Here is a 22973-nt window from a genome sequence, read left to right as displayed (position 1 = left end):
GGAGGCGCCGCCCGTCGGATTACCCGGCGGGGAGCTGGGCACAACGGATGCAGGCCCGCTGCGCGGGGGGTGCGGGCGGGCGAATCGGGCGGTGTGCCCCGTTGCCGCGGGACTCAAGTCGATTTATCGTCCCAGCACGCGATGCGCGAGCAAGATCACAATATGTGAAGGGGTCGCGGCCATGGTGGCGAAAAGGACCGCCGTACAGCAGCCGGCGACCGGTCGGCCCAGTGGCGCGACCGCCTCCGGTGGTGGGGCCGAGGGAGTGGCCGGGAGGAAGAGCACGCGCGCGGGGACCGGGAAGAAGACGGCCGCGAAGGAGGCCGCGGCGCACGAGACGGCCGTGCGGAAGACGGCCGCCAAGAGGACCGCCACCACGGTCCCCCGGAACACCGACGCCCGGAACACCGGCGCCCGGAACGCCGACGCCCGGAAGACGGCCGCCGGGCGGACCACGTCGCCGGACACGGCCGCCGGGGAGGCCGCCGCGCAGGAGACGGCCGCGCGGAAGGTGCCGGCCGGGAAGGCGCCCGCGGAGAAGCACGTGGCCGACGACGGAGCGGGGAAGAAGATCCCGGCGAAGAAGGTTCCGGCGAAGAAGGGTCCCGCGAAGAAGGCGGTGGCCGAGGAGACGGCCGTCGAGGAGGCGGCAGCGCGGCACGCGGTCACGGGGAGGAAGGCGGCCACGGGCAGGACGGCGGCCACGGGGACGACGGCCGCCGGGAAGGCGGTCGCCGCGAAACCGGCCAGGAAGGCACAGGCCAGGAAGGCGGTCGCGAAGAAGGCCGGCGGTGAGACGCCGGCCGGTGGGGCCGCCGCCTCGGCGGCGGCCGACAAGAGCACGGCCAAGAAAGCGGGCGCGGCTCGGGCCGCGAAGCAGACGGGAGCCACGACAGTGGTTGCGAAGAAGACTCCTGGCACGGCCACGGCCAAGACCGCCGTCCCCAAGGCACGGATCGGCGCGGCGGACCCGGGCGAACTCGCGGTCCGCCCCGGCGAGGATCCGTGGACCGCGGAAGAGGTCGGCGAGGCCCGCGCGGAGCTGCAGTCCGAGACGGAGCGGCTGCGGGAGGAGATCAGCTCGTCCGAGGCGTCGCTGGTCGGCCTCATGCGGGACTCCGGGGACGGCGCCGGCGACGACCAGGCCGACACCGGCACCAAGAACATCACGCGCGAGCACGAGCTGGCGCTGGCCGCCAACGCACGCGAGATGCTGACCCAGACCGAGCGCGCCCTGGAGCGGCTGGACGCGGGTACCTACGGCCTGTGCGAGAACTGCGGCAACCCCATCGGCAAGGCCCGGATGCAGGCCTTCTCGCGGGCCACCCTGTGCGTGGAGTGCAAACAGAAGCAGGAACGCCGCTCCTGAGCGTGAGGGCCCGCCGGGGCGTGCCGTACTCTCGTCCTCAGTCAGGCACCTAGGTTGAGGGACTCACGTGGCAGAGGCGGAGCGCATCATCGGTACGCCGGACACCCCGGACGACGGCGGCGAGCAGGGGGTTCCGGCGCAGCGGCGGAGCGGCCGCGGGCGCCGGATCGCCGTGCTGTTCGCGGTGGCCGCGTTCGCGTACGCCCTCGACCTGATCAGCAAGACGCTCGTGGTCGCCAGGCTGGAGGGCCACGCTCCGATCAAGCTGGTCGGCGAGTGGCTGGAGCTGCACGCCATCCGCAACCCGGGCGCGGCCTTCGGCTTCGGCGCCGCCTTCACGGTGATCTTCACGCTGATCGCCGCGGCGGTGATCGTGGTGATCATCCGGCTGGCCCGCAAGCTCTACAGCTTCCCCTGGGCGATCGCGCTCGGGCTGCTCCTCGGCGGCGCGCTCGGCAACCTCACCGACCGTGTCTTCCGGGCGCCCGGCGTCTTCGAGGGCGAGGTCGTGGACTTCATCGCGCCCAAGGGCTTCGCGGTGTTCAACCTCGCCGACTCGGCGATCGTGTGCGGCGGCATCCTGATCGTGCTGCTGTCCTTCCGCGGCCTGGACCCGGACGGCACGGTCCACAAGGACTGAAGCACCGGGACGCCGAGTGGCGGGGCGCCGGATCCGGGGCACTTGTCCACAGGCTCGTGCGGGGGTGCCGGAACCGTCCGGCATACTCGACGGGTGAGCACGATTCCCGAGATCCGTACCCTGCCCGTGCCCGACGGCCTGGAGGGCGAGCGCGTCGACGCCGCCATCTCCCGCATGTTCGGCTTCTCCCGCACGAAGGCGGCGGAGCTGGCCGCGGCCGGCAAGGTCCAGGTCGACGGCACGGTGGTCGGCAAGTCCGAGCGGGTGCGCGGCGGCGCCTGGCTCGAGGTCGAGATGCCGCAGGCGCCCGCGCCGGTGCAGGTGGTCGCCGAGCCGGTCGAGGGCATGGAGATCGTGCACGACGACGAGGACGTGGTCGTGATCGTCAAGCCGGTCGGCGTGGCCGCGCACCCGTCGCCGGGCTGGAGCGGTCCCACCGTCATCGGCGGTCTCGCCGCCGCCGGCTACCGGATCTCCACCTCCGGCGCCGCCGAGCGCCAGGGCATCGTGCACCGCCTCGACGTCGGCACCTCGGGCCTGATGGTGGTCGCCAAGTCGGAGCGCGCGTACACCTCGCTCAAGCGCCAGTTCAAGGAGCGCACGGTCGACAAGCGTTACCACACCCTGGTCCAGGGCCACCCGGACCCGACGAGCGGGACCATCGACGCGCCCATCGGCCGCCACCCGAACCACGACTACAAGTGGGCGGTCACGGCCGAGGGCAAGCCCTCCGTGACGCACTACGACCTCGTCGAGGCGTTCCGCGCCGCGTCCCTGCTGGACGTGAAGCTGGAGACCGGCCGCACCCACCAGATCCGCGTCCACATGGCCGCTCACCGCCACCCCTGCGTCGGCGACCTCACCTACGGCGCCGACCCCACCCTGGCCAAGCGGCTGCGCCTGACCCGCCAGTGGCTGCACGCCGTCCGGCTCGGCTTCGAGCACCCGGGGGACGGCCGGTGGGTGGAGTTCGAGAGCGTCTACCCCGAGGACCTGCAGCAGGCCCTCGACCAGGTCCGCGAGGAGACATGGGCGTGAGCGGGCCGTACACCGTCCGGGTCGCCGAGGACCCGGCCGACCGCGAGGCCTGCTTCGCGGTCCGCAAGGAGGTCTTCGTCGTCGAGCAGGGTGTCGCCGAGGACATCGAGTACGACGCCTACGACGCCGTCGCCGTCCATGTGCTGGCGGTCCGCGAGGACGGCGTACCGCTCGGCACCGGGCGGCTGCTGCACGGCGAGGCGGCGGCCGGGAAGACCGGCGGGGACCCGTCGGTGGGTTCCCTGGGACGGCTCGCCGTCTCCCGGGAGGCGCGCGGCCTCGGGGTCGGCGCGGCCCTGGTGCGGGCCATCGAGGACGCGGCACACGCGCGTGGCCTCACGGCGGTGGACCTGCACGCGCAGACCCAGGCCCTGGGCTTCTACGAGCGCCTGGGCTACGTGGCCTACGGCCCGGAGTTCCGGGACGCGGGCCTGCCGCACCGGGCGATGCGCCGCGCCCTCTAGCAGCGCGCTTCCCCGGTGGAGGCCGTGGCAGGCTTGAGGTCCGCCGTGTGATCGTCGACCCCCGGAGCGCCGGCCGTGGACCAGTTGGCTCTGTTGTTCGCCCTGCTGCTCGGGGCCCTGGTGAGCGTCCCGGTGGGTGACCGGTTCGGGGTGCCGGCGCCGGTGCTGATGACGCTGTTCGGCGGGGCGCTGGCGGTGGCCGACTTCGTGCCCAACGTGAACATCCCGCCCGAGCTGATCCTGCCCGGGCTGCTGCCGCCGCTGCTCTACGCCGCCGTACGGCGCACCTCCTGGCGGCAGTTCGCCGCCAACGTCCGCCCGATCTTCCTGCTGGCCGTCGCCCTGGTCTTCGTGACGACGGTGTGCGTGGCCGCCGTCGCCCAGGCGATCGTGCCCGGACTGCCGGTCGCCGCCGCCGTCGCGCTCGGCGCGCTGATCGCCCCGCCCGACCCGGTCGCCGCGACCAGCGTCGCCGGGCAGCTGGGGCTGCCGCGCCGGCTGGTGTCGATCCTGGAGGGCGAGGGGCTGTTCAACGACGTCACGGCCATCGTGCTCTACCACGTCGCGATCGCCGCCGCCCTCAGCGGCACGTTCTCGCCCTGGCAGGCGGGCCTCGACCTCGTGCTGTCCGCCGTCGTCGCGGTGGCCGTCGGCCTGGTGCTGGGCTGGGGCGCCAACAAGCTCATGGATCTGCTGGGCGACCCGACTCTGCAGATCGGCATGACCCTGCTGGTGCCGTACGCCTCCTACGTGCTCGCCGAGAAGCTGCACGGCTCCGGGGTGCTCGCGGTGCTCACCACGGCGCTGTTCCTCGCCGAGTACGCCACCGACGCCGACGACGTGATGACCCGGCTGGCCGGGCACACCTTCTGGGACATCATCGACACGCTCGTCACGGGTGTCGCTTTCGGCCTCATCGGCCTCGAACTGCACAACGCCATCCGCACGGCGCAGGGACGCTGGGGCCAGCTCCTCGGCTGGGCCGCCGCCGTGGTGGGCGTGGTGATCGTCGTACGGCTGCTGTGGCTGCTGCCCGCGACCTGGCTGACCAAGCGGCTGCACGCCCGCCGGGACTACGACGAGGAGATCCCGGTGAGCTGGCGGGAGACCGTGGTGATGTGGTGGTCCGGGATGCGCGGGGTGGCCTCGGTGGCGCTGGTGCTCGCGATTCCGCTGAAGACCGACACCGGGGCGCCGTTCCCGCAGCGGGACGTCCTCGTCTTCATCGCCTTCGGGGTGATCATCGTCACCCTCGTGCTGCAGGGGCTGACGCTGCCCTGGCTGGTGCGGCGGCTGGGGGTGCGGGCCGACTCCGAGCGGGAGAAGGAGTTCGAGAAGGAGCTGGCGGTGCGGGCGGCGAAGGCCGCGAAGCGGCGGCTGCGGGAGATCGAACAGGTCGAGGAGCTGCCCGACGAACTGTCCGAGCAGATGCTGCGGCGCGCCTTCGAGATCGGGATCAGGATCAGCCCGGACATGGGGGAGGAGGAGCGCCGGGAGGCGCAGCACCAGCGGGTCCGGCGGCTGAAGCGGGTGCGGCGCATCCAGGCGGAGATGCTGAGCGCCGCCCGGCACGCGGTGCTGGCCGCGCGCAGCGAGCCGGGTGCGGACCCGGAGATCGTGGACCGGGTGCTCCGCCATCTCGACGTGCGCAGCCTGCGGTGATCCGCACGGGGCGCGTGCCGTCAGCCGCGGCCCGTGCGGGGGAAGTCGTAGGCCTTGCGCAGGGAGGTGCCGTCGGGCGGCGGGATGCGGGTCGGGGGGTGCACGGCCTCCGAGGTGTTCACGCGGGGGAGGGCGTAGGGGTGCTCCGTCGACAGCCAGGTGATCATCTGCTCGCGGACCGTGACCCGTACCGTCCAGATGTCGTCGGCGTCCTTCGCGGTCACCAGGGCGCGCACCTGGAGGGTGTTCGGTGTGGTGTCCGTCACCACCAGGCCGTAGGCGCGGCCGTCCCAGGCCGGGCACTGGCGCAGGATGTCGCGCAGCTTCTCGCGCATCGCCTCGACCGGCGCGCTGTGGTCCAGGTGCCAGTAGACGATGCCCGTCATCTGCGGGGTGCCGCGGGACCAGTTCTCGAACGGCTTGGAGGTGAAGTACGACACCGGCATGGTGATCCGCCGCTCGTCCCAGGTCCGTACCGTCAGGAAGGTGAGGGTGATCTCCTCGACGGTGCCCCACTCGCCGTCGACCACGACGGTGTCGCCTATGCGCACCATGTCGCCGAAGGCGATCTGCAGCCCCGCGAACATGTTCGACAGCGTCGACTGGGCGGCGACACCGGCGATGGCGGCGATGATGCCCGCCGAGGCCAGCAGGGAGGCGCCCGCCGCGCGCATCGCCGGGAACGTCAGCAGCATCGAGGCGGCGGCCACGACGATGACGATCGCGGACACCACCCGCATGATCAGTTCCACCTGGGTGCGCACCCGGCGCACCCGGGCCGCGTCGCGGTGGGCGCGCGCGTAGCGGGTGTAGGTGGTCTCGACGATCGCCGCGGCGATCCGGATCACCAGCCAGGCGGCCGATCCGATCAGCGTCAGGGTCAGCGTCCGGCCGATGCCGACCTGGTGCCGCTCCAGCAGCTTCGCCTGGTCGTACGAGCCGCGCAGCAGGGCGGCCCAGAGCACGAGCTGGTAGGGGATGCGGGCACGGCGCAGCAGCCCCCACAGGGGGCTGTCGTGATTCCGTTCGTCGGCCTTGCACAGCAGTCGGTCGGTGCCCCAGCCGATGGCCAGGGTCAGCAGCACCGAGCCGCCGAGCACGATCAGGGGGCGGAGTACGGCATCCATGCCTCCGCTCCTAACCGGCGCGCGGCGGGCATGAACATGTGAGTTCGGCGCGATCCTGGGTAAGGCGGCACCGGCACTGTCGTACCCGGCTGGCACCATGGCCTCATGAACATCATGCTCTTTCACTCGACCTACGGGCTCAGGCCCGCGGTGCGCGACGCGGCGGACCGGCTGCGCGCGGCGGGCCACGAGGTGTGGACGCCGGATCTCTTCGAGGGGCGCACGTTCGACACCGTCGAGGAGGGCATGGAGTTCAAGGAGCACATCGGCAAGGAGGAGCTGCTGAAGCGGGCCGTGCTCGCGGCGGCGCCGTACTCCGACCGCGGGCTGGTGTACGCCGGGTTCTCGCTCGGCGCCTCCGTCGCCCAGACCCTGGCGCTCGGTGACGACAAGGCGCGCGGACTGCTGCTCCTGCACGGCACCTCGGACATCGCGCCGACGGCGCAGGTGGACGAGCTGCCGGTACAGCTGCATGTGGCGGAGCCGGACCCGTTCGAGACGGACGACTGGCTGACCGCCTGGTATCTGCAGATGGGCCGGGCCGGCGCCGACGTGGAGGTCTACCGGTACGCCGGGGCCGGCCACCTCTACACCGACCCCGGCCTGCCGGACTACGACCGCGAGGCCGCCGAGGCCACCTGGAGAGTGGCGCTCGGCTTCCTCGAAGGGCTGCAGACCGCCTAGCCGACGGTCAGGGGCATGTCAGCCCGGGTAGCACTCCTTGGGCGGGTGGACCAGCGACTGGAAGTGGCCGGACCAGACCCAGGCCGGAGGCTGGGAGTCGTAGATCCTGAACCACAGGGCCCCCGAGGGGGTCTTGCTGGTCGAGCACGCGATCCGCAGGGTCGCCTTGTACGGCTCCACGTGGCTTCTGTGGGACGAGTCCCTGGGCTCGCTGTAGATGGGGGCGCCGTGGACGTCCCACACGGTCAGGTTGACGAAGGCCGGCGCCGCCGAAGCCTCCGGCGCCTGCACGACGGAGGCGAGCCCGGCGAAGGCCATCGCGGCCGCGACCGTCGCGGTTTTCTTCAAGGCACCTTGGGGGGTGGCCATGTGTCTCCTATCGGGATCATGGTGACGAACCGTCACCTACACCGTCTGACGTAGGAAACCTGGTGCGGGTTGCCTCGACCGGCGCCGGAGACCGCGGCTACACCGGGTCGTAGGTCCGCTCGACCTTCTGCGTGCCGCTGCGGGTGCGGTAGGAACGCACCCACTTGGACGTCGCGTTCGGGTCGGTGCGGTCGGACAGGACGTAGTAGTCCATCTGCGCCCGGGCGGTGGTGATGTCCAGGACGCCGTAGCCGTGCCGGTCGGTGTCCACCCAGTGGACGTGCCGGTTGGCGGCCTCGATGACGGGCGCGGTGACCGCGGAGACGGTGCCCTCGGGGACCTTCACGATGTCGTCGAGGTTGTCGGAGGTCACCGAGGTCACCACGAACTCGGTGGCGGCCGACGCCGACAGCGGGTAGGTGCCCGCGTCCACCGGCACGTCGTTGGCCCACGCCATGTGGATGTCACCGGTCAGGAAGACGGTGTTGCCGATGGCGTTCGAGCGCAGGTGGTCCAGGACTTCGCGGCGGTCGTGCGTGTAGCCGTCCCACTGGTCGGTGTTGATGCCGATGCCGTCCTGCGGCAGGCCGAGCAGCTTGGCGAGCGGCTTGAGCAGGTCGGCGGTGAGGGAGCCGATGACGAACGGCGCGATCATCACCGAGTTCCCGACCAGCCGCCACTTGGTGTCGGAGGCCTTCAACCCGGCCTTCAGCCAGTCGAGTTGGGCACGCCCGGTGATGGTCCGGTTCGCGTCGTCCACCGAGCCGCTGGCCGTGGTGGCCTGCTGGGAGCGGAAGGAGCGCAGGTCCAGCAGGGACAGGTCGGCCAGCTTGCCGAAGCGCAGCCGCCGGTAGGTGGTGCCCTCGACGGCCGGGCGCACCGGCATCCACTCGAAGTAGGCCTGCTTGGCCGCGGCCTTGCGGGCCGTCCAGGTGCCCTCGGCGCCCTCGGTGTGGTTGACCGCGCCGCCCGACCAGGCGTTGTCGGCGAACTCGTGGTCGTCCCAGATCGCGATGACCGGTGCCTTCAGGTGCAGCGCCTGCAGGTCGGGGTCGGTCTTGTACTTGGCGTGCCGGATCCGGTAGTCGGCGAGCGTGATGATCTCGTTCGCGGGCGCGTGCGGCCGTACGACCGTGCCGCGGGCCGCGTACTCGCCGGACTTGTACTCGTAGATGTAGTCGCCGAGGTGCAGCCAGGCGTCCAGGTCGCCCCGCGCCGCGAGGTGACGGTAGGCGGAGAAGTAGCCGCCCTCCCAGTTGGCGCAGGAGACCACGCCGAAGCGGAGACCGCTGACGTCCGCGTTCTGCGCCGGCGCGGTGCGGGTGCGCGCCGCCGGGGAGTCGGTGCCGCCGGCCGAGAAGCGGAACCAGTAGTCGGTCGCCGGCTCCAGGCCGCGGATGTCGGCCTTCACGGTGTGGTCGGAGGCGGCCGTCGCGGTGGTGGAGCCCTTGGCGACGATGCTGGTGAACGCCTTGTCCCGGGCGACGACCCAGCTCACCTCGGTGTCCGGGCCGACCCCGGAGCCGGGTATCGCCGCCGGGGTCGGGGTCACCCGGGTCCACAGCAGGACACCGTCGGGCAGCGGGTCGCCGGAGGCGACTCCGTGCAGGAAGGCGGGGGCGTCCGTGGCGGCGCGGGCCGGCAGCGCGGCGGCCAGCGGGCCGGCCAGGACAGCGGTCGCCGCCGCGGCCTTGACGACCGAACGGCGGCGGGGGGAGAGGGCGCCGAGGCCCTTGGGTGCCTCGGATGATCTGTATCGACTGGTCACGACCGATCAGGTTACTGATCGGTATGCGCGAGAGCGGGCGAACTCCGAAAGTTCGCCCGCTCTTCACTCCGGGTCCGGCTTGTGCGGGGCCGTCAGCCCTTGAGGACCGCGTCGAGGGCCTTGTTGAACTCGGCCGGGTTCGACGGCGCGTTCTTGCCGTCGGCGCCCGTCAGCGTCTTGCCGTCCATCTTCAGGGTCGGGGTGCCCTGGATCTTGTCCTTGTCGAAGATCTTCGACTCCTCCAGCGCCCACCGGTCGTAGGTGCCGTCCTTCACGGCCTTCTGGAACGCCGCGTTGCCCTTCAGCGCGGGGACCATGTCGGCGATCTTGAGCAGGTAGGCGTCGTCCTTGAACTTGTCGTCGGTCTCCTCGGGGTGCCACTTCGTCGAGTACATCGCCGTCTTGTACTCGAGGAACGCCTCCGGGCTGACGTTGAGCGCGGCGCCGAGCGCGCTGAGCGCGTTCTTGGAACCCACGCCGGGCAGGTTCCTGTCGAGGAAGGTGGCGCCGACGTACTGGAGCTTGAACGTGCCGTTGTCGATGTCCTTCTTCACCGTCGGGCCGACGCTCTGCTCGAACGCGGCGCAGACCGGGCAGCGCGGGTCCTCGTAGATGGTGAGGGTCTTCTTGGCGGTGCTCTTGCCGATGACGACGATCGTGCCGTCCGCCCCGGTGGTGTTGGCCGGCTTGACCAGAGGCTTGGTCTTCGCGGCGTCCCAACCGGTGGGCTTGTTCATTTGGATGACCGCGTAGCTGATGCCGAAGACGGCGGCCAGGACGGCCGCCGCCGAGGCCGCCACGATGACTGTCCGCTTGGTCTTGTCGCGTTTGGCCTGCCGCTCGCGCTCCTGGCGCAGCCGCTCCCGGGCCGCCGTCTTCGCCGTCTGACTGTTCCGCTTGCTCATAGGGGTGATCTCCATGGGGGACGCGCACATGCCGTACGCGGAATACGTGAGGGGGACCGGAGGTGCTCAGGCCTCGCCGCTCAGCCGGCGGCGAGAGCGGGCGAGCACGGCGGTCCACGCCGTCCCAGGGAGTGCGCGAGAAGCCGGTCGCGGGCGGCGGCGCGGCGCGGGGCCGGGCGCGGCAGCCGGCGGGCCGGGGCCGGCGTCCCGGCGACCACGGCCGCCGCGAGCTGCAGCGGCCGGAAGGTGGTGGCGGCGACCGCGCGCAGCAGCTGGGTCAGCGCCCGCTCGCCCCGGCCCAGCCAGGCGGCGGCGAGCAGGCCCACGCCCACGTGCGCGGCGAGCAGCACCCAGGCCGCCGCCGGGCTGGCGTGCGAGAGCAGCGCCTCGGGCCGGCCGTGGGCCCCGGTCACCTGGGCCAGGGGTGTGCCGACCGCACCGCCCTCGCACAGCACCTTGAAGCCGAAGGCGTGCAGCGGCCCGGCGACCGGGCCGCCCGCGCGGCCGTAGCAGGCGTGCTGGCCCGTGGTGAACACCGTGTCGGCGGCCAGCTCCAGCGGGACGAGCAGGGCCGCGATCCGGCCGAAGCCGCGCTCGCGGCCCGCCAGCGCGTACGCCGTGGCGAAGACTCCGGCGGCGACCGCGCCCACGGTCGCCGGCGGCAGCGGGGCCCGGGACAGCAGCACGTGCGACGCGGTGCTGAGCGTCACGACGAAGGCCGTGAACAGCACCGCGCGCACGGTTCTGAGCTGAGTCCCGGATATGTCCATGGTGAAGGGAGAGTCTGTCACGTAGGCGGTTAAGAGACCCCTAAAGGGTGCCTGTGAGACGTGAAGGTCACAGCCCCGGGATCCGGCCGTTGCGGAACAGGTCGACGAAGATCTGGTGGTCCGCACGCGCGCGTGCGCCGTAGCGGTGCGCGAAGTCCACCAGGAGGGGCGCGAAGCCCTCCTCGTCGGCCGCGAGGGCCGCGTCGATGGCCCGCTCGGTGGAGAACGGCACCAGGGACTCCCCGGAGGTGTCGTCCGCAGCCGCGTGCATGGTGGCGGTGGCCCGGCCCAGATCGGCGACGACGGCCGCGATCTCCTCCGGGTCGTCGATGTCGCCCCAGTCCAGGTCGACCGCGTACGGCGAGACCTCGGCGACCAGCTGGCCGGAGCCGTCCAGCTCGGTCCAGCCCAGCCACGGGTCGGCGTGCGCCTGCAGGGCGCGCTGGGAGATCACCGTGCGGTGGCCCTCGTGCTGGAAGTAGCCCGCGATCGCCGGGTCCGTGATGTGCCGGGAGACGGCCGGGGTCTGGGCCTGCTTGATGTAGATCACGACGTCGTTCTCCAGGGCGTCGCTGTGCCCCTCCAGGAGGATGTTGTACGAGGGCAGGCCGGCCGAGCCGATGCCGATGCCCCGGCGGCCGACGACGTCCTTCACCCGGTAGGAGTCCGGACGGGCCAGGGACGAGTCCGGCAGCGTCTCCAGATAGCCGTCGAAGGCCGCCAGCACCTTGTAGCGGGTCGCCGCGTCCAGCTCGATGGAGCCGCCGCCCGGCGCGAAGCGGCGCTCGAAGTCGCGGATCTCGGTCATCGACTCCAGCAGCTCGAAACGGGTCAGCGAACGGGCGGCCCGCAGGGCGCCCAGCAGCGGGCCCTCGGCGGTGTCCAGCGTGAACGGCGGCACCTCGTCGCTCTTGGCGCCCGTGGCCAGCGCGTGGACGCGCTCGCGGTAGGCGGCCGCGTAGACCGTCACCAGCTCGGTGATCTGCTCGTCGCTGAGCGCCTTCGCGTACCCGATCAGCGCGACGGAGGCCGAGAAGCGCTTGAGGTCCCAGGTGAACGGGCCGACGTAGGCCTCGTCGAAGTCGTTGACGTTGAAGACCAGCCGGCCGTTGGAGTCCATGTACGTGCCGAAGTTCTCCGCGTGCAGGTCGCCGTGGATCCACACGCGCGAGGTTCGGTCGTCCAGGTACGGGCCGCCCCGCTTCTCGGCGTCGAGGTCGTGGTAGAAGAGGCACGCCGTACCCCGGTAGAACGCGAAGGCCGAGGCCGCCATCTTCCGGAACTTGACCCGGAACGCGGCCGGGTCGGCGGCCAGGAGCCGGCCGAAGGCGGTGTCGAAGACGGCGAGGATCTCCTCGCCGCGCTGCTCGTCGTTGAGCTGGGGGACCGGCATCGCGGGGTGCCTCCTGGTGCTTTTCGTGTACGACAGCGTTTCTGCCGTACCCAACGCACGAAGGTACGTGGGAGTGCCCGTCGGGTGTCAGTCCCGAGGCATAGACTTCGACGCTGACCCCAGAACTGTCCGCCGCCCCGTCGCCCAGTGTTTCCGTTGGAGGCCATACCGTGTCAAAGCCGCCCTTCACGCACCTGCACGTCCACACCCAGTACTCGCTGCTGGACGGTGCCGCGCGGCTCAAGGACATGTTCGAAGCCTGCAACGAGATGGGCATGACGCACATCGCCATGTCCGACCACGGCAACCTCCACGGGGCGTACGACTTCTTCCATTCCGCGAAGAAGGCCGGAGTCACCCCGATCATCGGGATCGAGGCGTATGTCGCCCCCGAGTCGCGGCGCAACAAGCGCAAGATCCTCTGGGGCCAGCCGCACCAGAAGCGGGACGACGTCTCCGGTTCGGGCGGTTACACCCACAAGACGATGTGGGCCGTGAACAGGACCGGCCTGCACAACCTCTTCCGGCTCTCGTCCGACGCCTACGCCGAGGGCTGGCTGCAGAAGTGGCCCCGGATGGACAAGGAGACCATCTCCCAGTGGTCCGAGGGCATCGTCGCCTCCACCGGCTGCCCCTCCGGCGAGGTCCAGACCCGGCTGCGCCTCGGCCACTTCGACGAGGCCCTGAAGGCCGCCGCCGACTACCAGGACATCTTCGGCAAGGACCGGTACTTCCTGGAGCTGATGGACCACGGCATCGAGATCGAGCGCCGGGTCCGTGACGGCCTGCTGGAGATCGGCAAGAAGCTCGGCATCCCGCCGCTGGTCACCAACGACTCGCACTACACGTACGCGCACGAGGCGGGGGCGCACGACGCCCTGCTGTGCATCCAGACCGGCAAGAACCTCTCCGACCCGGACCGCTTCAAGTTCGACGGCACCGGCTACTACCTGAAGTCCACGGACGAGATGTACGCCATCGACTCCTCGGACGCCTGGCAGGAGGGCTGCGCCAACACGCTCCTGGTCGCCGAGATGGTCGACACCACCGGCATGTTCGAGGCGAAGAACCTCATGCCGAAGTTCGACATCCCCGACGGCTACACCGAGGTGACCTGGTTCAAGGAGGAGGTCCGCCGCGGCATGGAGCGCCGCTTCCCCGGCGGCGTCCCCGAGGACCGCCAGAAGCAGGCCGACTACGAGATGGACGTCATCATCCAGATGGGGTTCCCGGGCTACTTCCTCGTGGTCGCCGACTTCATCATGTGGGCCAAGAACAACGGCATCGCGGTCGGCCCCGGCCGAGGCTCCGCGGCCGGCTCGATCGTCGCCTACGCCATGGGCATCACCGACCTCGACCCGATCCCGCACGGCCTGATCTTCGAGCGGTTCCTCAACCCCGAGCGCGTCTCCATGCCCGATGTCGACATCGACTTCGACGAGCGCCGGCGCGTCGAGGTGATCCGGTACGTGACCGAGAAGTACGGCGCCGACAAGGTCGCCATGATCGGCACCTACGGCAAGATCAAGGCCAAGAACGCGATCAAGGACTCCGCGCGCGTGCTGGGCTATCCGTACGCCATGGGCGACCGGCTCACCAAGGCGATGCCCGCCGACGTCCTCGGCAAGGGCATCGACCTGAACGGCATCACCGACCCCTCGCACCCGCGCTACGGCGAGGCGGGCGAGATCCGCGGGATGTACGAGAACGAGCCGGACGTGAAGAAGGTCATCGACACCGCCAAGGGCGTCGAGGGCCTGGTCCGGCAGATGGGCGTGCACGCCGCCGGCGTGATCATGTCCAGCGAGACCATCACCGAGCACGTCCCGGTCTGGGTCCGGCACACCGACGGCGTGACCATCACCCAGTGGGACTACCCGAGCTGTGAGTCGCTCGGCCTGCTGAAGATGGACTTCCTGGGCCTGCGCAACCTCACGATCATGGACGACGCGGTCAAGATGGTGAAGGCCAACAAGGGCCTCGACATCGACCTGCTGTCCCTGCCGCTCGACGACCCCACGACCTTCGAGCTGCTCCAGCGCGGCGACACCCTCGGCGTCTTCCAGTTCGACGGCGGCCCCATGCGGTCCCTGCTGCGGCTGATGAAGCCGGACAACTTCGAGGACATCTCCGCCGTCTCCGCGCTCTACCGTCCCGGCCCGATGGGCATGGACTCGCACACCAACTACGCGCTGCGCAAGAACAAGCTCCAGGAGATCACCCCGATCCACAAGGAGCTGGAAGAGCCCCTGGAAGAGGTCCTCGCCGTCACCTACGGCCTGATCGTCTACCAGGAGCAGGTGCAGAAGGCCGCCCAGATCATCGCGGGCTACTCGCTCGGCGAGGCCGACATCCTGCGCCGTGTGATGGGCAAGAAGAAGCCCGAGGAACTGGCGAAGAACTTCGTGCTCTTCCAGGAGGGCGCGCGCAAGAAGGGGTACAGCGACGAGGCCATCCAGGCACTGTGGGACGTGCTGGTCCCGTTCGCCGGCTACGCCTTCAACAAGGCGCACTCCGCCGCGTACGGCCTGGTCTCGTACTGGACGGCGTACCTCAAGGCGAACTACCCCGCCGAGTACATGGCCGCGCTCCTGACCTCCGTGAAGGACGACAAGGACAAGTCGGCGATCTACCTCAACGAGTGCCGCCGCATGGGCATCAAGGTGCTCCCGCCGAACGTCAACGAGTCGGTGCACAACTTCGCCGCCCAGGGCGACGACGTGATCCTCTTCGGCCTCGAAGCCGTGCGCAACGTCGGCACCAACGTGGTCGAGTCGATCATCAAGAGCCGCAAGGCGAAGGGCAAGTACGCCTCCTTCCCCGACTACCTCGACAAGGTCGACGCGGTCGCCTGCAACAAGCGCACCACGGAGTCGCTGATCAAGGCCGGCGCCTTCGACACCATGGGCCACACCCGCAAGGGGCTCACGGCGCAGTACGAGCCGATGATCGACAACGTGGTCGCGGTCAAGCGCAAGGAGGCCGAGGGCCAGTTCGACCTGTTCGGCGGCATGGGCGAGGAGACCAGCAGCGAGCCGGGCTTCGGGCTCGACGTGCAGTTCACCGACGAGGAGTGGGACAAGACCTATCTGCTCGCCCAGGAGCGGGAGATGCTCGGTCTGTACGTCTCCGACCACCCGCTCTTCGGCCTGGAGCACGTGCTGTCCGACAAGGCCGACGCGGGCATCGCCCAGCTCACCGGCGGTGAGCACGCGGACGGCGCGGTCGTCACCATCGGCGGCATCATCTCGGGCCTGCAGCGCAAGATGACCAAGCAGGGCAACGCCTGGGCGATCGCCACCGTCGAGGACCTCGCGGGCTCCATCGAGTGCATGTTCTTCCCGGCGACCTACCAGCTGGTGTCGACCCAACTCGTCGAGGACGCCGTGGTGTTCGTCAAGGGGCGGCTCGACAAGCGCGAGGACGTGCCCCGGCTCGTCGCCATGGAGCTGATGGTCCCGGACCTGTCCAACGCGGGCACCAACGCGCCCGTGATCCTCACCATCCCGGCCACCAGGGTCACTCCGCCCATGGTCAGCCGGCTCGGCGAGATCCTCAGCCACCACAAGGGCGACAGCGAGGTCCGGATCAAGCTCCAGGGCCCGCGCAAGACCACCGTGCTGCGCCTGGACCGGCACCGGGTCAAGCCCGATCCGGCGCTCTTCGGCGACCTGAAGGTGCTGCTCGGCCCGTCCTGCCTGGCCGGCTGAGCCGGCCGTGCGCGAAGGGGCGCACCCGTGACGGGTGCGCCCCTCCTGTGTGCCTGGGCTTCAACTGCCCTTGACGGGCTTCACATGCCCTTTAGTTGTGGCCGAAGCTCTTCTGCTTCTTACGAGCAACATCCGAGGGGTTGCCCGGAGCGTGCATCGAAGGCTCGTGCTCCTCCGACGGACGCGGGGCGCGCTCGTGTGCCTGCTCGGCCTGCGAAGCGCGGTTCTGCGGGCCACCCTGCTTGCGGTTCTTGTTCTTGGCCATGGTGATCTGCCTCCTGAGGGGGATCTAGGGGCCAGGGCCGCGACCAGATTCACATATGCTGACATCAGGCGCATGTCGGACAATTACCGTGTGTGACAGGGGTGGTGGGCGAGCGGGACCCGCAAACGCCACGCCGAAGATCGAGTTCGGGCCGTTAACCCCCGCGCGGTCGGGCAGACTCGAAGGAAGTCCGAAGCAAAGCCTCCCGGGAAGAGGGTGAGTCGCGTGGACCGCTGCATCGTCCTGGTGGACGCCGGGTATCTGCTGGGTGCCGCCGCCAGCCTCCTCGCCGGCGAGCCCTCGCGGTCCCGGATCACCGTCGATCACACCGCGCTGATCCAGGCGCTGCGCGACCGCGCGGAGTCGGAGACCGAGCGCCCCCTGCTGCGCATCTACTGGTTCGACGGCGCCCCCGACCGGGTCCCCCAGCCGGAGCATCGTCGGCTGCGCGTGATGCCCCGGGTCACCGTCCGGCTCGGCGCCCTCACCCGCAGCGACGGACGCTGGGCGCAGAAGGGCGTGGACGCCGCCATGCACGCCGAGCTGACCGAGCTGGCCCGCAACCGCGCCTGCTCCGACATCGTCCTGGTCACCGGCGACGGCGATCTGCTGCCCGGCATGATGGCCGCCAAGGAGCACGGCGTCGCCGTCCACCTCTGGGCCGTCCAGGCCGCCGACGGCGACTACAACCAGTCCGAGGACCTGGTCGCCGAGGCCGACGAGCGGCGCGTCCTCGACCGCGCCTGGATCACCCAGGCCGTCCGCGCCAAGGAGCTGACCGGCGTCTGCGCGCCGCCGCCCGCGCCCCGCCCCGAGATCGCCGCGATCCTCTCCGCGCCGCTGCCCGAGTCCTCGCTCGGCTCGGCGTCGGAGCGGCCCGCCGAACCGGTCGCGCCGACGGCCGGCGCCGCCGAGAACGGTGCCCAGGAGCGGGTCCCCGCCCCCAAGGGCGTCCCCACCCCCAAGGACCTCGCCGCACTGCGCGCACCCGGCACCCAGTCCGCCCAGCACCCCGCCACCGCGACCCTGCGCTGGTCCTCCGACAAGGGCTGGGTGGACCGGCCGGGCGTGGTCACCGAGCCGCCCGACGTGGCCGCCATGCCGACGCTGGCCCAGCTCACCACGGCCGAGCAGCGGTGGGCCGACCGCGAGGAGGACATCACCACCGTCGGCGGCGACCCGTACGAGGTCGGGCAGGTCTTCGCCCGCCGCTGGATGTCCCGGCTCGGCGAGCAGAACAATCTGCAGAAGCTGTCCCAGCTGTACCCGCGCATCCCGCACCGGATCGACGGGGAGCTGCTGCGCTACGCGGCCCGGTTCGGACTGCTGGCCCACAAGGACGACCAGATCGACGAGCACGACCGTTACGCCATCCGGGCGGGGTTCTGGCGGGAGGTCGACGTTCCGGCCGCCGCCGAGCACGCGAGTACCGGAGAGTGATCCCTTCACCGGTCCCGTACGGAAGTGGCCCCAAAGGCGAGTAAAGGGCCCCGACCCCGTACCCTCGTCCCTTGTGAGTACGCGCGCGGCACAGGCACTTCGGCATGACGCGGTCGTACGCGTGCGCGGGCTCGGCAAGACCTACCCGGCCGTCCGGAGCAGGCGCGGGGCGCCCGGCACCCCCGAGGTACGGGCCACCGACGCGGTCGAGCTGGACGTGCGGCGCGGCGAGATCTTCGGGCTGCTCGGCCCGAACGGCGCCGGCAAGTCCACCCTCGTACGGCAGCTGACCGGGCTGCTGCGGCCGGACACGGGCAGCGTCGAGATCCTCGGCCACGACATCGTGCGGCACCCCGAGCGGGCCGCGCGGATCCTCGCCTACCTGGGCCAGGAGTCCTCCGCCCTGGACGAGCTGACCGTCTCCCTCGCCGCCGAGACCACCGGACGCCTGCGCGGCCTGGACGTGACGCGCGCGCGGGCCGAGCGGGACGCCGTGCTCGAGGAGCTGGGCCTCACCCCGATCGCGGGGCGGGCGCTGAAGAAGCTGTCCGGCGGGCAGCGCAGGCTCGCCTGCTTCGCCGCCGCGCTCGTCGGCGAGCGCCCGCTGCTCGTGCTGGACGAGCCGACCACCGGCATGGACCCGGTGGCCCGGCGCGCGGTGTGGGCCGCCGTGGACCGGCGGCGGGCCGAGCGCGGTACGACGGTGCTGCTGGTCACCCACAACGTCATCGAGGCGGAGACCGTGCTGGACCGGGTCGCCGTCCTCGACCAGGGCCGGGTCATCGCCTGCGACACCCCGGCCGGGCTGAAGGAACAGGTCGCCGGCGAGGTGCGGGTGGAGCTGGTGTGGCGGGAGCGGGCGCCGCTGGAGGTGCCCGAGGTCGCCGGCCTGCGCGAGCGCGCCGTGGAGTCCGGCCGGCGCTGGACCCTGCGGCTCGCCCCCGAGGAGGCCCGCGCCGCCGTCGCCACCGTGACCGGCGGGGCCGCCTTCGCCGCCCTCGACGACTTCACGCTCGCCACGCCCAGTCTGGAGGACGTCTACCTCGCGCTCGGCGGCGCGGCCCGGCAGGGGCTGGTGAAGACGTGAGCGCGGCGGCCGGGCGATGCGTATGGGTGGGTGTGCCGGTCCACATGACCGCCGCAGGGAAGAGGAGCAGCTCGACGTGAGTGTCGTACCCGCGGAGGTTCTGCCGGGCGGTGCCCCGGCCGTGCCGGAGCCGGCACGGGGCGCGGCCGAACTCGGTCCGCCCGCGCGGCTGTGGCCGTCGCTGACGGCCGTGTACCGGGCGCAGCTGTCCCGGGCCCGGGTGGCCCGTATCCCGCTGCTGTTCGTGGCCACCTTCCAGTCCGTCGGCATCGCCGTGATGATGCGCGGTGTCGTCGACAGCGGCTCCGAGGCCCAGTCGGTGGTGGCGGGCTCCTCGGTGCTGGTCGTGGCGTACGTGGCGCTGAACCTGCTCTCGCAGTACTTCGGGCAGCTGCGGGCCAGCGGCGGGCTCGACCACTACGCCACGCTGCCGGTGCCGCCGGCCGCGGTGGTGCTGGGCGCGGCGGCGGCGTACGCCTCCTTCACCGTGCCGGGCACCCTGGTGACCGCCGTCTTCGGATGCGTGCTGTTCGGGCTGCCGCTGTCCAACCTGTGGGTCCTGCTGGCCGTCATCCCGCTCGCCGGGGCCGCGCTGTCCGGGCTCGGCGCCGCCTTCGGTCTGCTCGCGCCGCGGCAGGAACTGGCCACGCTGCTCGGGCAGCTGGGCATGTCGGCGGCGCTGCTGCTCGGTGTGCTGCCGGCCGACCGGATGCCGGAGATCGTCCGGCTGGCCCGGGACCTGCTGCCCTCGACCTACGGCGTGGAGGCGTACGCCCGGACGTTCGGGGCACACCCGGACTGGGCCGTCGTTCTCGTTGACCTGGGGGTGTGTGCCGGTGTCGGAGTCATCTCGCTGGCCGTGGCGACCTGGGCGTACCGCAGGGCCGCCGTCCGGTGACGCGCCGCACGGTGCGACCTGGCACGATGGCAGGGTGACCGCACCGCTGACGCCACCGACGCCACCGCACGACGACTCCTCGCACCAGGTCTGGCAGGCTCCGCCGCCCGCCCAGGGGCCGGCCGGGGGTGCAGACGAACAGGACGGCCCCGGCATGAAGACCGAACTGCGAGAGGCCGCCGTGATCACGGTGGCCGTGGCGCTGAGCGGGGTGCTGCTGGGGCTGCTGTGGTGGTGGCTGGCGCCGCACGTGCCGCTGGTCGGCGACGAGGTCGACAAGAGCTGGGTCGTCTATCTGAAGGACAGCGAGGGCGAACAGGCCATCGGGGTGGACGGAACGTTCACTCTGCTGGCGCTGGCCTTCGGTCTCGTCAGCGCGGTCGCCGTCTTCCTGTTGCGCCGGCGCGGAGGCGTGCCGCTGGTGGTGGCACTCGGCGTCGGCGGACTGCTCGGGTCCCTGCTGGCGTGGCGGCTCGGGGTGTGGCTCGGACCGGAGTCCGATGTGCTGGCGCACGCGAAGGCCGTGGGCAAGGGCGTCACGTTCCCGGCACCCCTGAAGCTCTCGGCGAAGGGCGCCCTGCTGGCCTGGCCGCTCGCCGGGTTGCTGGTGCACCTGGGACTCACGGCACTGTTCGGCCCCCGAGACCCCGAAACGGCATACCCACAACAGCCGTAGCCGCCTGCCCCGGGCTGGGGAGCCCGCAGAACGGAGAGGCCGATGGACCGGGGAAGCCGGGAACCGGGAGGCCGCGAAGCCGGTAGATCGAGAGGGCGCAAAGCCGGGGGCCGTGAAGCCGGGAGGTCGGGGAAACCAGGAGCTCCGGGAACCGGTGGGCCGGCTGGCCTGTGAGGTCCGCCGGGAGGCCCGGGAACCGGCAGCCCGGGTGGCCCGGCAGTCCGGGGATCCGGGAAGCCGCGAAACCGGGAGGCCGGGAAATCCGGGAGGCCGGGAAATCCGGGAGACCGACGAGCCTTGGAACCGAGAGGCCGATGGACCGGGAAACCGGCCGGCGGCTCAGCCTCTGCCGATCGGGGCCAGTACCGCGTCCGTCAGCTTCGCCAGGTCCGTCGGGGGCAGTTCCACCTCCAGTCCTCGCCGGCCCGCCGAGACGCAGATCGTCGCGTGGCCCTCGGCCGAGTCGTCCAGGACCGTCGGGAGCTTCTTGCGCTGGCCGAGCGGGGAGATCCCGCCCCGGACGTAGCCCGTGGTGCGCTCGGCGAGGGCCGGGTCGGCCATGGCCGCCCGCTTGCCGCCGACCGCCGCCGCCAGCGCCTTCAGGTCCAGCGAGCCCGCCACCGGGACCACGCCGACCACCAGGGAGCCGTCGACGTCGGCCACCAGGGTCTTGAACACGCGGTCGGGAGAGACGCCCATCGCCTCCGCCGCCTCCTCGCCGTAGGAGGGGTGGTTCGGGTCGTGGTCGTAGGCGTGGACGGTGAACTCCACGTCCGCGGCGGTCAGGGCCACCGTCGCGGGAGTGCCCCCGGACTGCTGCTGCTTCTTCGACTTCTTCGCCATCAGGGGTGCCCGTTCCTCAGTTCAGACTCGTCGGCGTCCGCGTCAGCTCGAACGCGGGCAACGACGGCAGACTACGGATGATGGCCGTCTCGGAGCGAAGCAGTTTCAGCTCGTCCCGCAGGCGGGAGGCGGTGTCGGGAGCCTGCAGCAGCCGCTGCTTGGTCGGCGTGTCGTGCACCATCGCCGCGGCCACCAGGTACGACACCACGCTCGGGTCGTCCGGCAGCTCCGCGCCCGTGGACAGCGAGCGCTCGCGGGCGCCCGCCAAGCGCTTCTGGTACTGGCGGAACGACCGCAGCACCCCCTCGGCCAGCGCTCCGGCCTCGTCGCCGGGCTCCTCCGGCAGCTCCTCCAGCTCCGCCGTCAGAAAGGGACCGGAGGAGTCGACCGACACCAGACGGACCCGCGTCGTGCCCGTCGCCAGTACCTCGAACGTGCCGTCGGCACGCTCGCGGATCGTCGCCGCGTCCGCCACACAGGCCACCTGGTGGAAGGCCTTGAGGGGATCCGGGCCGAAGCCCGCGGCCGGGCCGCGCTCGGGCTCCGCCGTGGTATCGGGCATGCCCGGGGCGCTCGGCGCCACCTCGTGGCCGTCGCGGACGGCGACGACGGCGAACCGGCGCGGTTCGTCCTCCGGGGTCTTCAACAGCTCGCGCATCATGGCGCGATACCGCTCCTCGAAGACGTTCAGCGGCAGCACGAGTCCCGGGAACAGCACCGTGTTCAGCGGGAAGAGCGGGAGACGGGCGGTGGTCACGACGCCCCAGCCTAGTGGTCACCGGCGCGGACGTGTCCGCGGTGCTCGCCGACAGGGTCCGCGGGGGCCAGGACCAGCCCCGCCGGCACCGGCCGCGGGCCCGCCGCCAGCAGGTGCTCGCGCAGACCGAGGAAGTGGCCGAGCGGGTCGTCCGAGAACCGGTCCCAGGGGAAGGAGGTGGCGTACGGGCCGATCAGGCGCAGCTGGGTGCGGGCCTCCTCCCAGCGGTCCAGCCGCATGAGGACGTAGAGCAGCTTGTTGCGGACCTCGGCGGTCCAGGGGTCCGCCGCCGGGAACCGCGCGGACAGCGCGATCGCCCGGTCGGCCGCCGCGTGCAGCCGCTCGCGGGGCACCTCGGGACCGCAGCCGTCGGTCAGATAGCCGAAGGCCGCCCGGGCCGGCAGCGCCTGGACGAGAGAGTCGGCCGGGGCGTCCTGCGCGGCCCGCTCGGCGAAGTCGAAGCACTCGCGGTGCGAGCCGTCGGAGGTGTGCGGGGTGTCCCCCGACACGACACAGCAGAAGGCGGCCAGGTAGCGCAGGGCGGCCACATGGCAGCCGTAGTGGTGCGGGGCGCGGCGCACGGCCGCCTCCCACAGCTCCTCGAAGTACCGGTGCCCGGCCCGGGAGCCGCGCGCGTGGTCGAGCGCGATCCGCCAGGGCACCGGGTCGCGGTCGTCGGCGCGGGCGGCGGCGGTGACGAGCGGGCTCGCCTCGCGCAGCAGCTCGGTGCGGCCCGGCGACGGCCAGGCGCGGTCCACCGCCAGCTGCGCCCCGACCAGCAGGGCGCCGGGATCGTCCGGGGCGGCGGCGCGCCACGCCTCGAACCACTCGGGGCGTGAGCGGGCGAAGCCGGCCAGGCGCCGGACGTACCGGTCGTGGTTCTCCCACGCGGCGGCGGCGCGGGTGCCGGCCAGCAGGCCGGCCGCGGTGTCGTACTCGCCCCGGCCGGCCGCGACCAGCGCGGGGGAGAGACGGTCGTCGGGCGCGTCGAGCACGACCTCGTCCCCGGCCGGCGGCCGGCCGGCGAGGCGTGCGGAGCGTCTGGTCATCCGAGTGGGGCGGATGAACGAGGGCAGCAGAGCCATGGTGTCGACCATTGAAAGTCCGC

21 protein-coding genes are annotated in these 22973 nt (G+C 71.7%); 11 read left to right on the top strand and 10 right to left on the bottom strand.

Annotated features, from left to right (window positions below; genetic code table 11):
* Nucleotides 1-181 precede the first annotated feature (181 nt).
* The 5 genes from AB0N17_RS23420 (at nt 182) to AB0N17_RS23400 (ending at nt 5173) form a co-directional block, all read left to right on the top strand.
* Nucleotides 182-1369 (top strand): TraR/DksA C4-type zinc finger protein, encoded by a 1188-nt coding sequence (locus tag AB0N17_RS23420; RefSeq protein WP_366013369.1) that lies wholly within the window; start codon nt 182-184, stop codon nt 1367-1369.
* Between the two features lie 67 nt (nt 1370-1436).
* Nucleotides 1437-2009, top strand: a complete 573-nt coding sequence (gene lspA, locus AB0N17_RS23415; protein ID WP_366013368.1) for a signal peptidase II — start codon at nt 1437-1439, stop codon at nt 2007-2009.
* 93 nt (nt 2010-2102) lie between these two features.
* Nucleotides 2103-3047, top strand: a complete 945-nt coding sequence (locus AB0N17_RS23410) for an RluA family pseudouridine synthase (protein WP_366013367.1) — start codon at nt 2103-2105, stop codon at nt 3045-3047.
* Nucleotides 3044-3511 carry a GNAT family N-acetyltransferase gene (locus tag AB0N17_RS23405; protein WP_366013366.1) on the top strand — a complete coding sequence of 156 codons (468 nt, stop codon included), beginning with the start codon at nt 3044-3046 and terminating at the stop codon, nt 3509-3511. The genes AB0N17_RS23410 and AB0N17_RS23405 overlap by 4 nt, the downstream gene beginning before the upstream one ends.
* A 75-nt stretch (nt 3512-3586) precedes the next feature.
* The gene (locus AB0N17_RS23400) at nt 3587-5173 is read left to right on the top strand and encodes a Na+/H+ antiporter (RefSeq protein WP_366013365.1); all 1587 of its coding nucleotides are present in this window, start codon (nt 3587-3589) and stop codon (nt 5171-5173) included.
* A 20-nt stretch (nt 5174-5193) separates the two neighbouring features.
* Here the strand turns inward: AB0N17_RS23400 and AB0N17_RS23395 are convergent, their stop codons facing one another.
* Nucleotides 5194-6300 (bottom strand): mechanosensitive ion channel domain-containing protein, encoded by a 1107-nt coding sequence (locus tag AB0N17_RS23395; protein WP_366013364.1) that lies wholly within the window; start codon nt 6298-6300, stop codon nt 5194-5196.
* Between the two features lie 105 nt (nt 6301-6405).
* On the opposite strand from AB0N17_RS23395, the gene AB0N17_RS23390 reads away from it, so the two are divergent.
* Nucleotides 6406-6984: a dienelactone hydrolase family protein gene (locus tag AB0N17_RS23390; protein ID WP_366013363.1), complete on the top strand. Its 579-nt coding sequence runs from the start codon at nt 6406-6408 to the stop codon at nt 6982-6984.
* 18 nt (nt 6985-7002) lie between these two features.
* On the opposite strand, the gene AB0N17_RS23385 is transcribed toward AB0N17_RS23390, so the two are convergent.
* The 5 genes from AB0N17_RS23385 to AB0N17_RS23365 form a co-directional block, all read right to left on the bottom strand.
* Nucleotides 7003-7332: a hypothetical protein gene (locus AB0N17_RS23385; protein ID WP_366013362.1), complete on the bottom strand. Its 330-nt coding sequence runs from the start codon at nt 7330-7332 to the stop codon at nt 7003-7005.
* A 118-nt stretch (nt 7333-7450) separates the two neighbouring features.
* The gene (locus tag AB0N17_RS23380) at nt 7451-9121 is read right to left on the bottom strand and encodes an alkaline phosphatase D family protein (RefSeq protein ID WP_366013361.1); all 1671 of its coding nucleotides are present in this window, start codon (nt 9119-9121) and stop codon (nt 7451-7453) included.
* Nucleotides 9122-9213: 92 nt separating this feature from the next.
* Nucleotides 9214-10026 carry a DsbA family protein gene (locus tag AB0N17_RS23375; RefSeq protein WP_366013360.1) on the bottom strand — a complete coding sequence of 271 codons (813 nt, stop codon included), beginning with the start codon at nt 10024-10026 and terminating at the stop codon, nt 9214-9216.
* 80 nt (nt 10027-10106) lie between these two features.
* The gene (locus AB0N17_RS23370) at nt 10107-10796 is read right to left on the bottom strand and encodes a hypothetical protein (RefSeq protein ID WP_366013380.1); all 690 of its coding nucleotides are present in this window, start codon (nt 10794-10796) and stop codon (nt 10107-10109) included.
* Between the two features lie 67 nt (nt 10797-10863).
* A complete protein-coding gene (locus AB0N17_RS23365) occupies nt 10864-12189 on the bottom strand; it encodes a DUF2252 domain-containing protein (protein WP_366013359.1) in 1326 nt (441 codons plus the stop codon).
* A 170-nt stretch (nt 12190-12359) separates the two neighbouring features.
* On the opposite strand from AB0N17_RS23365, the gene dnaE reads away from it, so the two are divergent.
* Complete coding sequence (gene dnaE / locus AB0N17_RS23360; RefSeq protein ID WP_366013358.1) at nt 12360-15899, top strand: DNA polymerase III subunit alpha; 3540 nt, start codon at nt 12360-12362, stop codon at nt 15897-15899.
* Nucleotides 15900-15990: 91 nt separating this feature from the next.
* On the opposite strand, the gene AB0N17_RS23355 is transcribed toward dnaE, so the two are convergent.
* Nucleotides 15991-16164, bottom strand: a complete 174-nt coding sequence (locus AB0N17_RS23355; protein WP_366013357.1) for a hypothetical protein — start codon at nt 16162-16164, stop codon at nt 15991-15993.
* A gap of 225 nt (nt 16165-16389) precedes the next feature.
* Here AB0N17_RS23355 and AB0N17_RS23350 point away from each other — a divergent pair, with 225 nt between their 5' ends.
* From AB0N17_RS23350 to AB0N17_RS23335, 4 genes are all read left to right on the top strand, one after another.
* Entirely contained in the window at nt 16390-17604 is a 1215-nt protein-coding gene (locus AB0N17_RS23350) for an NYN domain-containing protein (RefSeq protein ID WP_366013356.1), read from the top strand.
* 73 nt (nt 17605-17677) lie between these two features.
* Entirely contained in the window at nt 17678-18691 is a 1014-nt protein-coding gene (locus tag AB0N17_RS23345) for an ABC transporter ATP-binding protein (protein ID WP_366013355.1), read from the top strand.
* Nucleotides 18692-18767: 76 nt separating this feature from the next.
* On the top strand, nt 18768-19589 hold the full coding sequence (locus tag AB0N17_RS23340; RefSeq protein ID WP_366013354.1) for an ABC transporter permease: 822 nt from the start codon (nt 18768-18770) through the stop codon (nt 19587-19589).
* 34 nt (nt 19590-19623) lie between these two features.
* Nucleotides 19624-20265: an AAA family ATPase gene (locus AB0N17_RS23335; RefSeq protein WP_366013352.1), complete on the top strand. Its 642-nt coding sequence runs from the start codon at nt 19624-19626 to the stop codon at nt 20263-20265.
* Between the two features lie 339 nt (nt 20266-20604).
* Here the strand turns inward: AB0N17_RS23335 and ybaK are convergent, their stop codons facing one another.
* The 3 genes from ybaK to AB0N17_RS23320 are packed head-to-tail and all read right to left on the bottom strand — an operon-like array spanning nt 20605 to nt 22962.
* A complete protein-coding gene (gene ybaK, locus AB0N17_RS23330; RefSeq protein WP_366013351.1) occupies nt 20605-21108 on the bottom strand; it encodes a Cys-tRNA(Pro) deacylase in 504 nt (167 codons plus the stop codon).
* A gap of 16 nt (nt 21109-21124) precedes the next feature.
* Nucleotides 21125-21865 carry an LON peptidase substrate-binding domain-containing protein gene (locus AB0N17_RS23325; RefSeq protein WP_366013350.1) on the bottom strand — a complete coding sequence of 247 codons (741 nt, stop codon included), beginning with the start codon at nt 21863-21865 and terminating at the stop codon, nt 21125-21127.
* Between the two features lie 11 nt (nt 21866-21876).
* Complete coding sequence (locus AB0N17_RS23320; RefSeq protein WP_366013349.1) at nt 21877-22962, bottom strand: hypothetical protein; 1086 nt, start codon at nt 22960-22962, stop codon at nt 21877-21879.
* Nucleotides 22963-22973 lie beyond the last annotated feature (11 nt).

The sequence above is a fragment of the Streptomyces sp. NPDC051133 genome, from assembly GCF_040682635.1.
In the GTDB taxonomy this organism is placed as follows: Bacteria; Actinomycetota; Actinomycetes; order Streptomycetales; family Streptomycetaceae; genus Streptomyces.
The sequence above is the reverse complement of the archived record's forward strand: the minus strand, read 5'-3'. Positions and strand labels throughout refer to the sequence as shown.

Excerpts from the sequence above, each read along its gene's own strand:
- AB0N17_RS23420 (WP_366013369.1), top strand. The coding sequence starts at position 182 with ATGGTGGCGAAAAGGACCGCCGTACAGCAGCCGGCGACCGGTCGGCCC.
- AB0N17_RS23395 (WP_366013364.1), bottom strand. The coding sequence starts at position 6,300 with ATGGATGCCGTACTCCGCCCCCTGATCGTGCTCGGCGGCTCGGTGCTG.
- AB0N17_RS23390 (WP_366013363.1), top strand. The coding sequence starts at position 6,406 with ATGAACATCATGCTCTTTCACTCGACCTACGGGCTCAGGCCCGCGGTG.
- AB0N17_RS23375 (WP_366013360.1), bottom strand. The coding sequence starts at position 10,026 with ATGAGCAAGCGGAACAGTCAGACGGCGAAGACGGCGGCCCGGGAGCGG.
- AB0N17_RS23370 (WP_366013380.1), bottom strand. The coding sequence starts at position 10,796 with ATGGACATATCCGGGACTCAGCTCAGAACCGTGCGCGCGGTGCTGTTC.
- AB0N17_RS23365 (WP_366013359.1), bottom strand. The coding sequence starts at position 12,189 with ATGCCGGTCCCCCAGCTCAACGACGAGCAGCGCGGCGAGGAGATCCTC.
- AB0N17_RS23355 (WP_366013357.1), bottom strand. The coding sequence starts at position 16,164 with ATGGCCAAGAACAAGAACCGCAAGCAGGGTGGCCCGCAGAACCGCGCT.
- ybaK (WP_366013351.1), bottom strand. The coding sequence starts at position 21,108 with ATGGCGAAGAAGTCGAAGAAGCAGCAGCAGTCCGGGGGCACTCCCGCG.
- AB0N17_RS23320 (WP_366013349.1), bottom strand. The coding sequence starts at position 22,962 with ATGGTCGACACCATGGCTCTGCTGCCCTCGTTCATCCGCCCCACTCGG.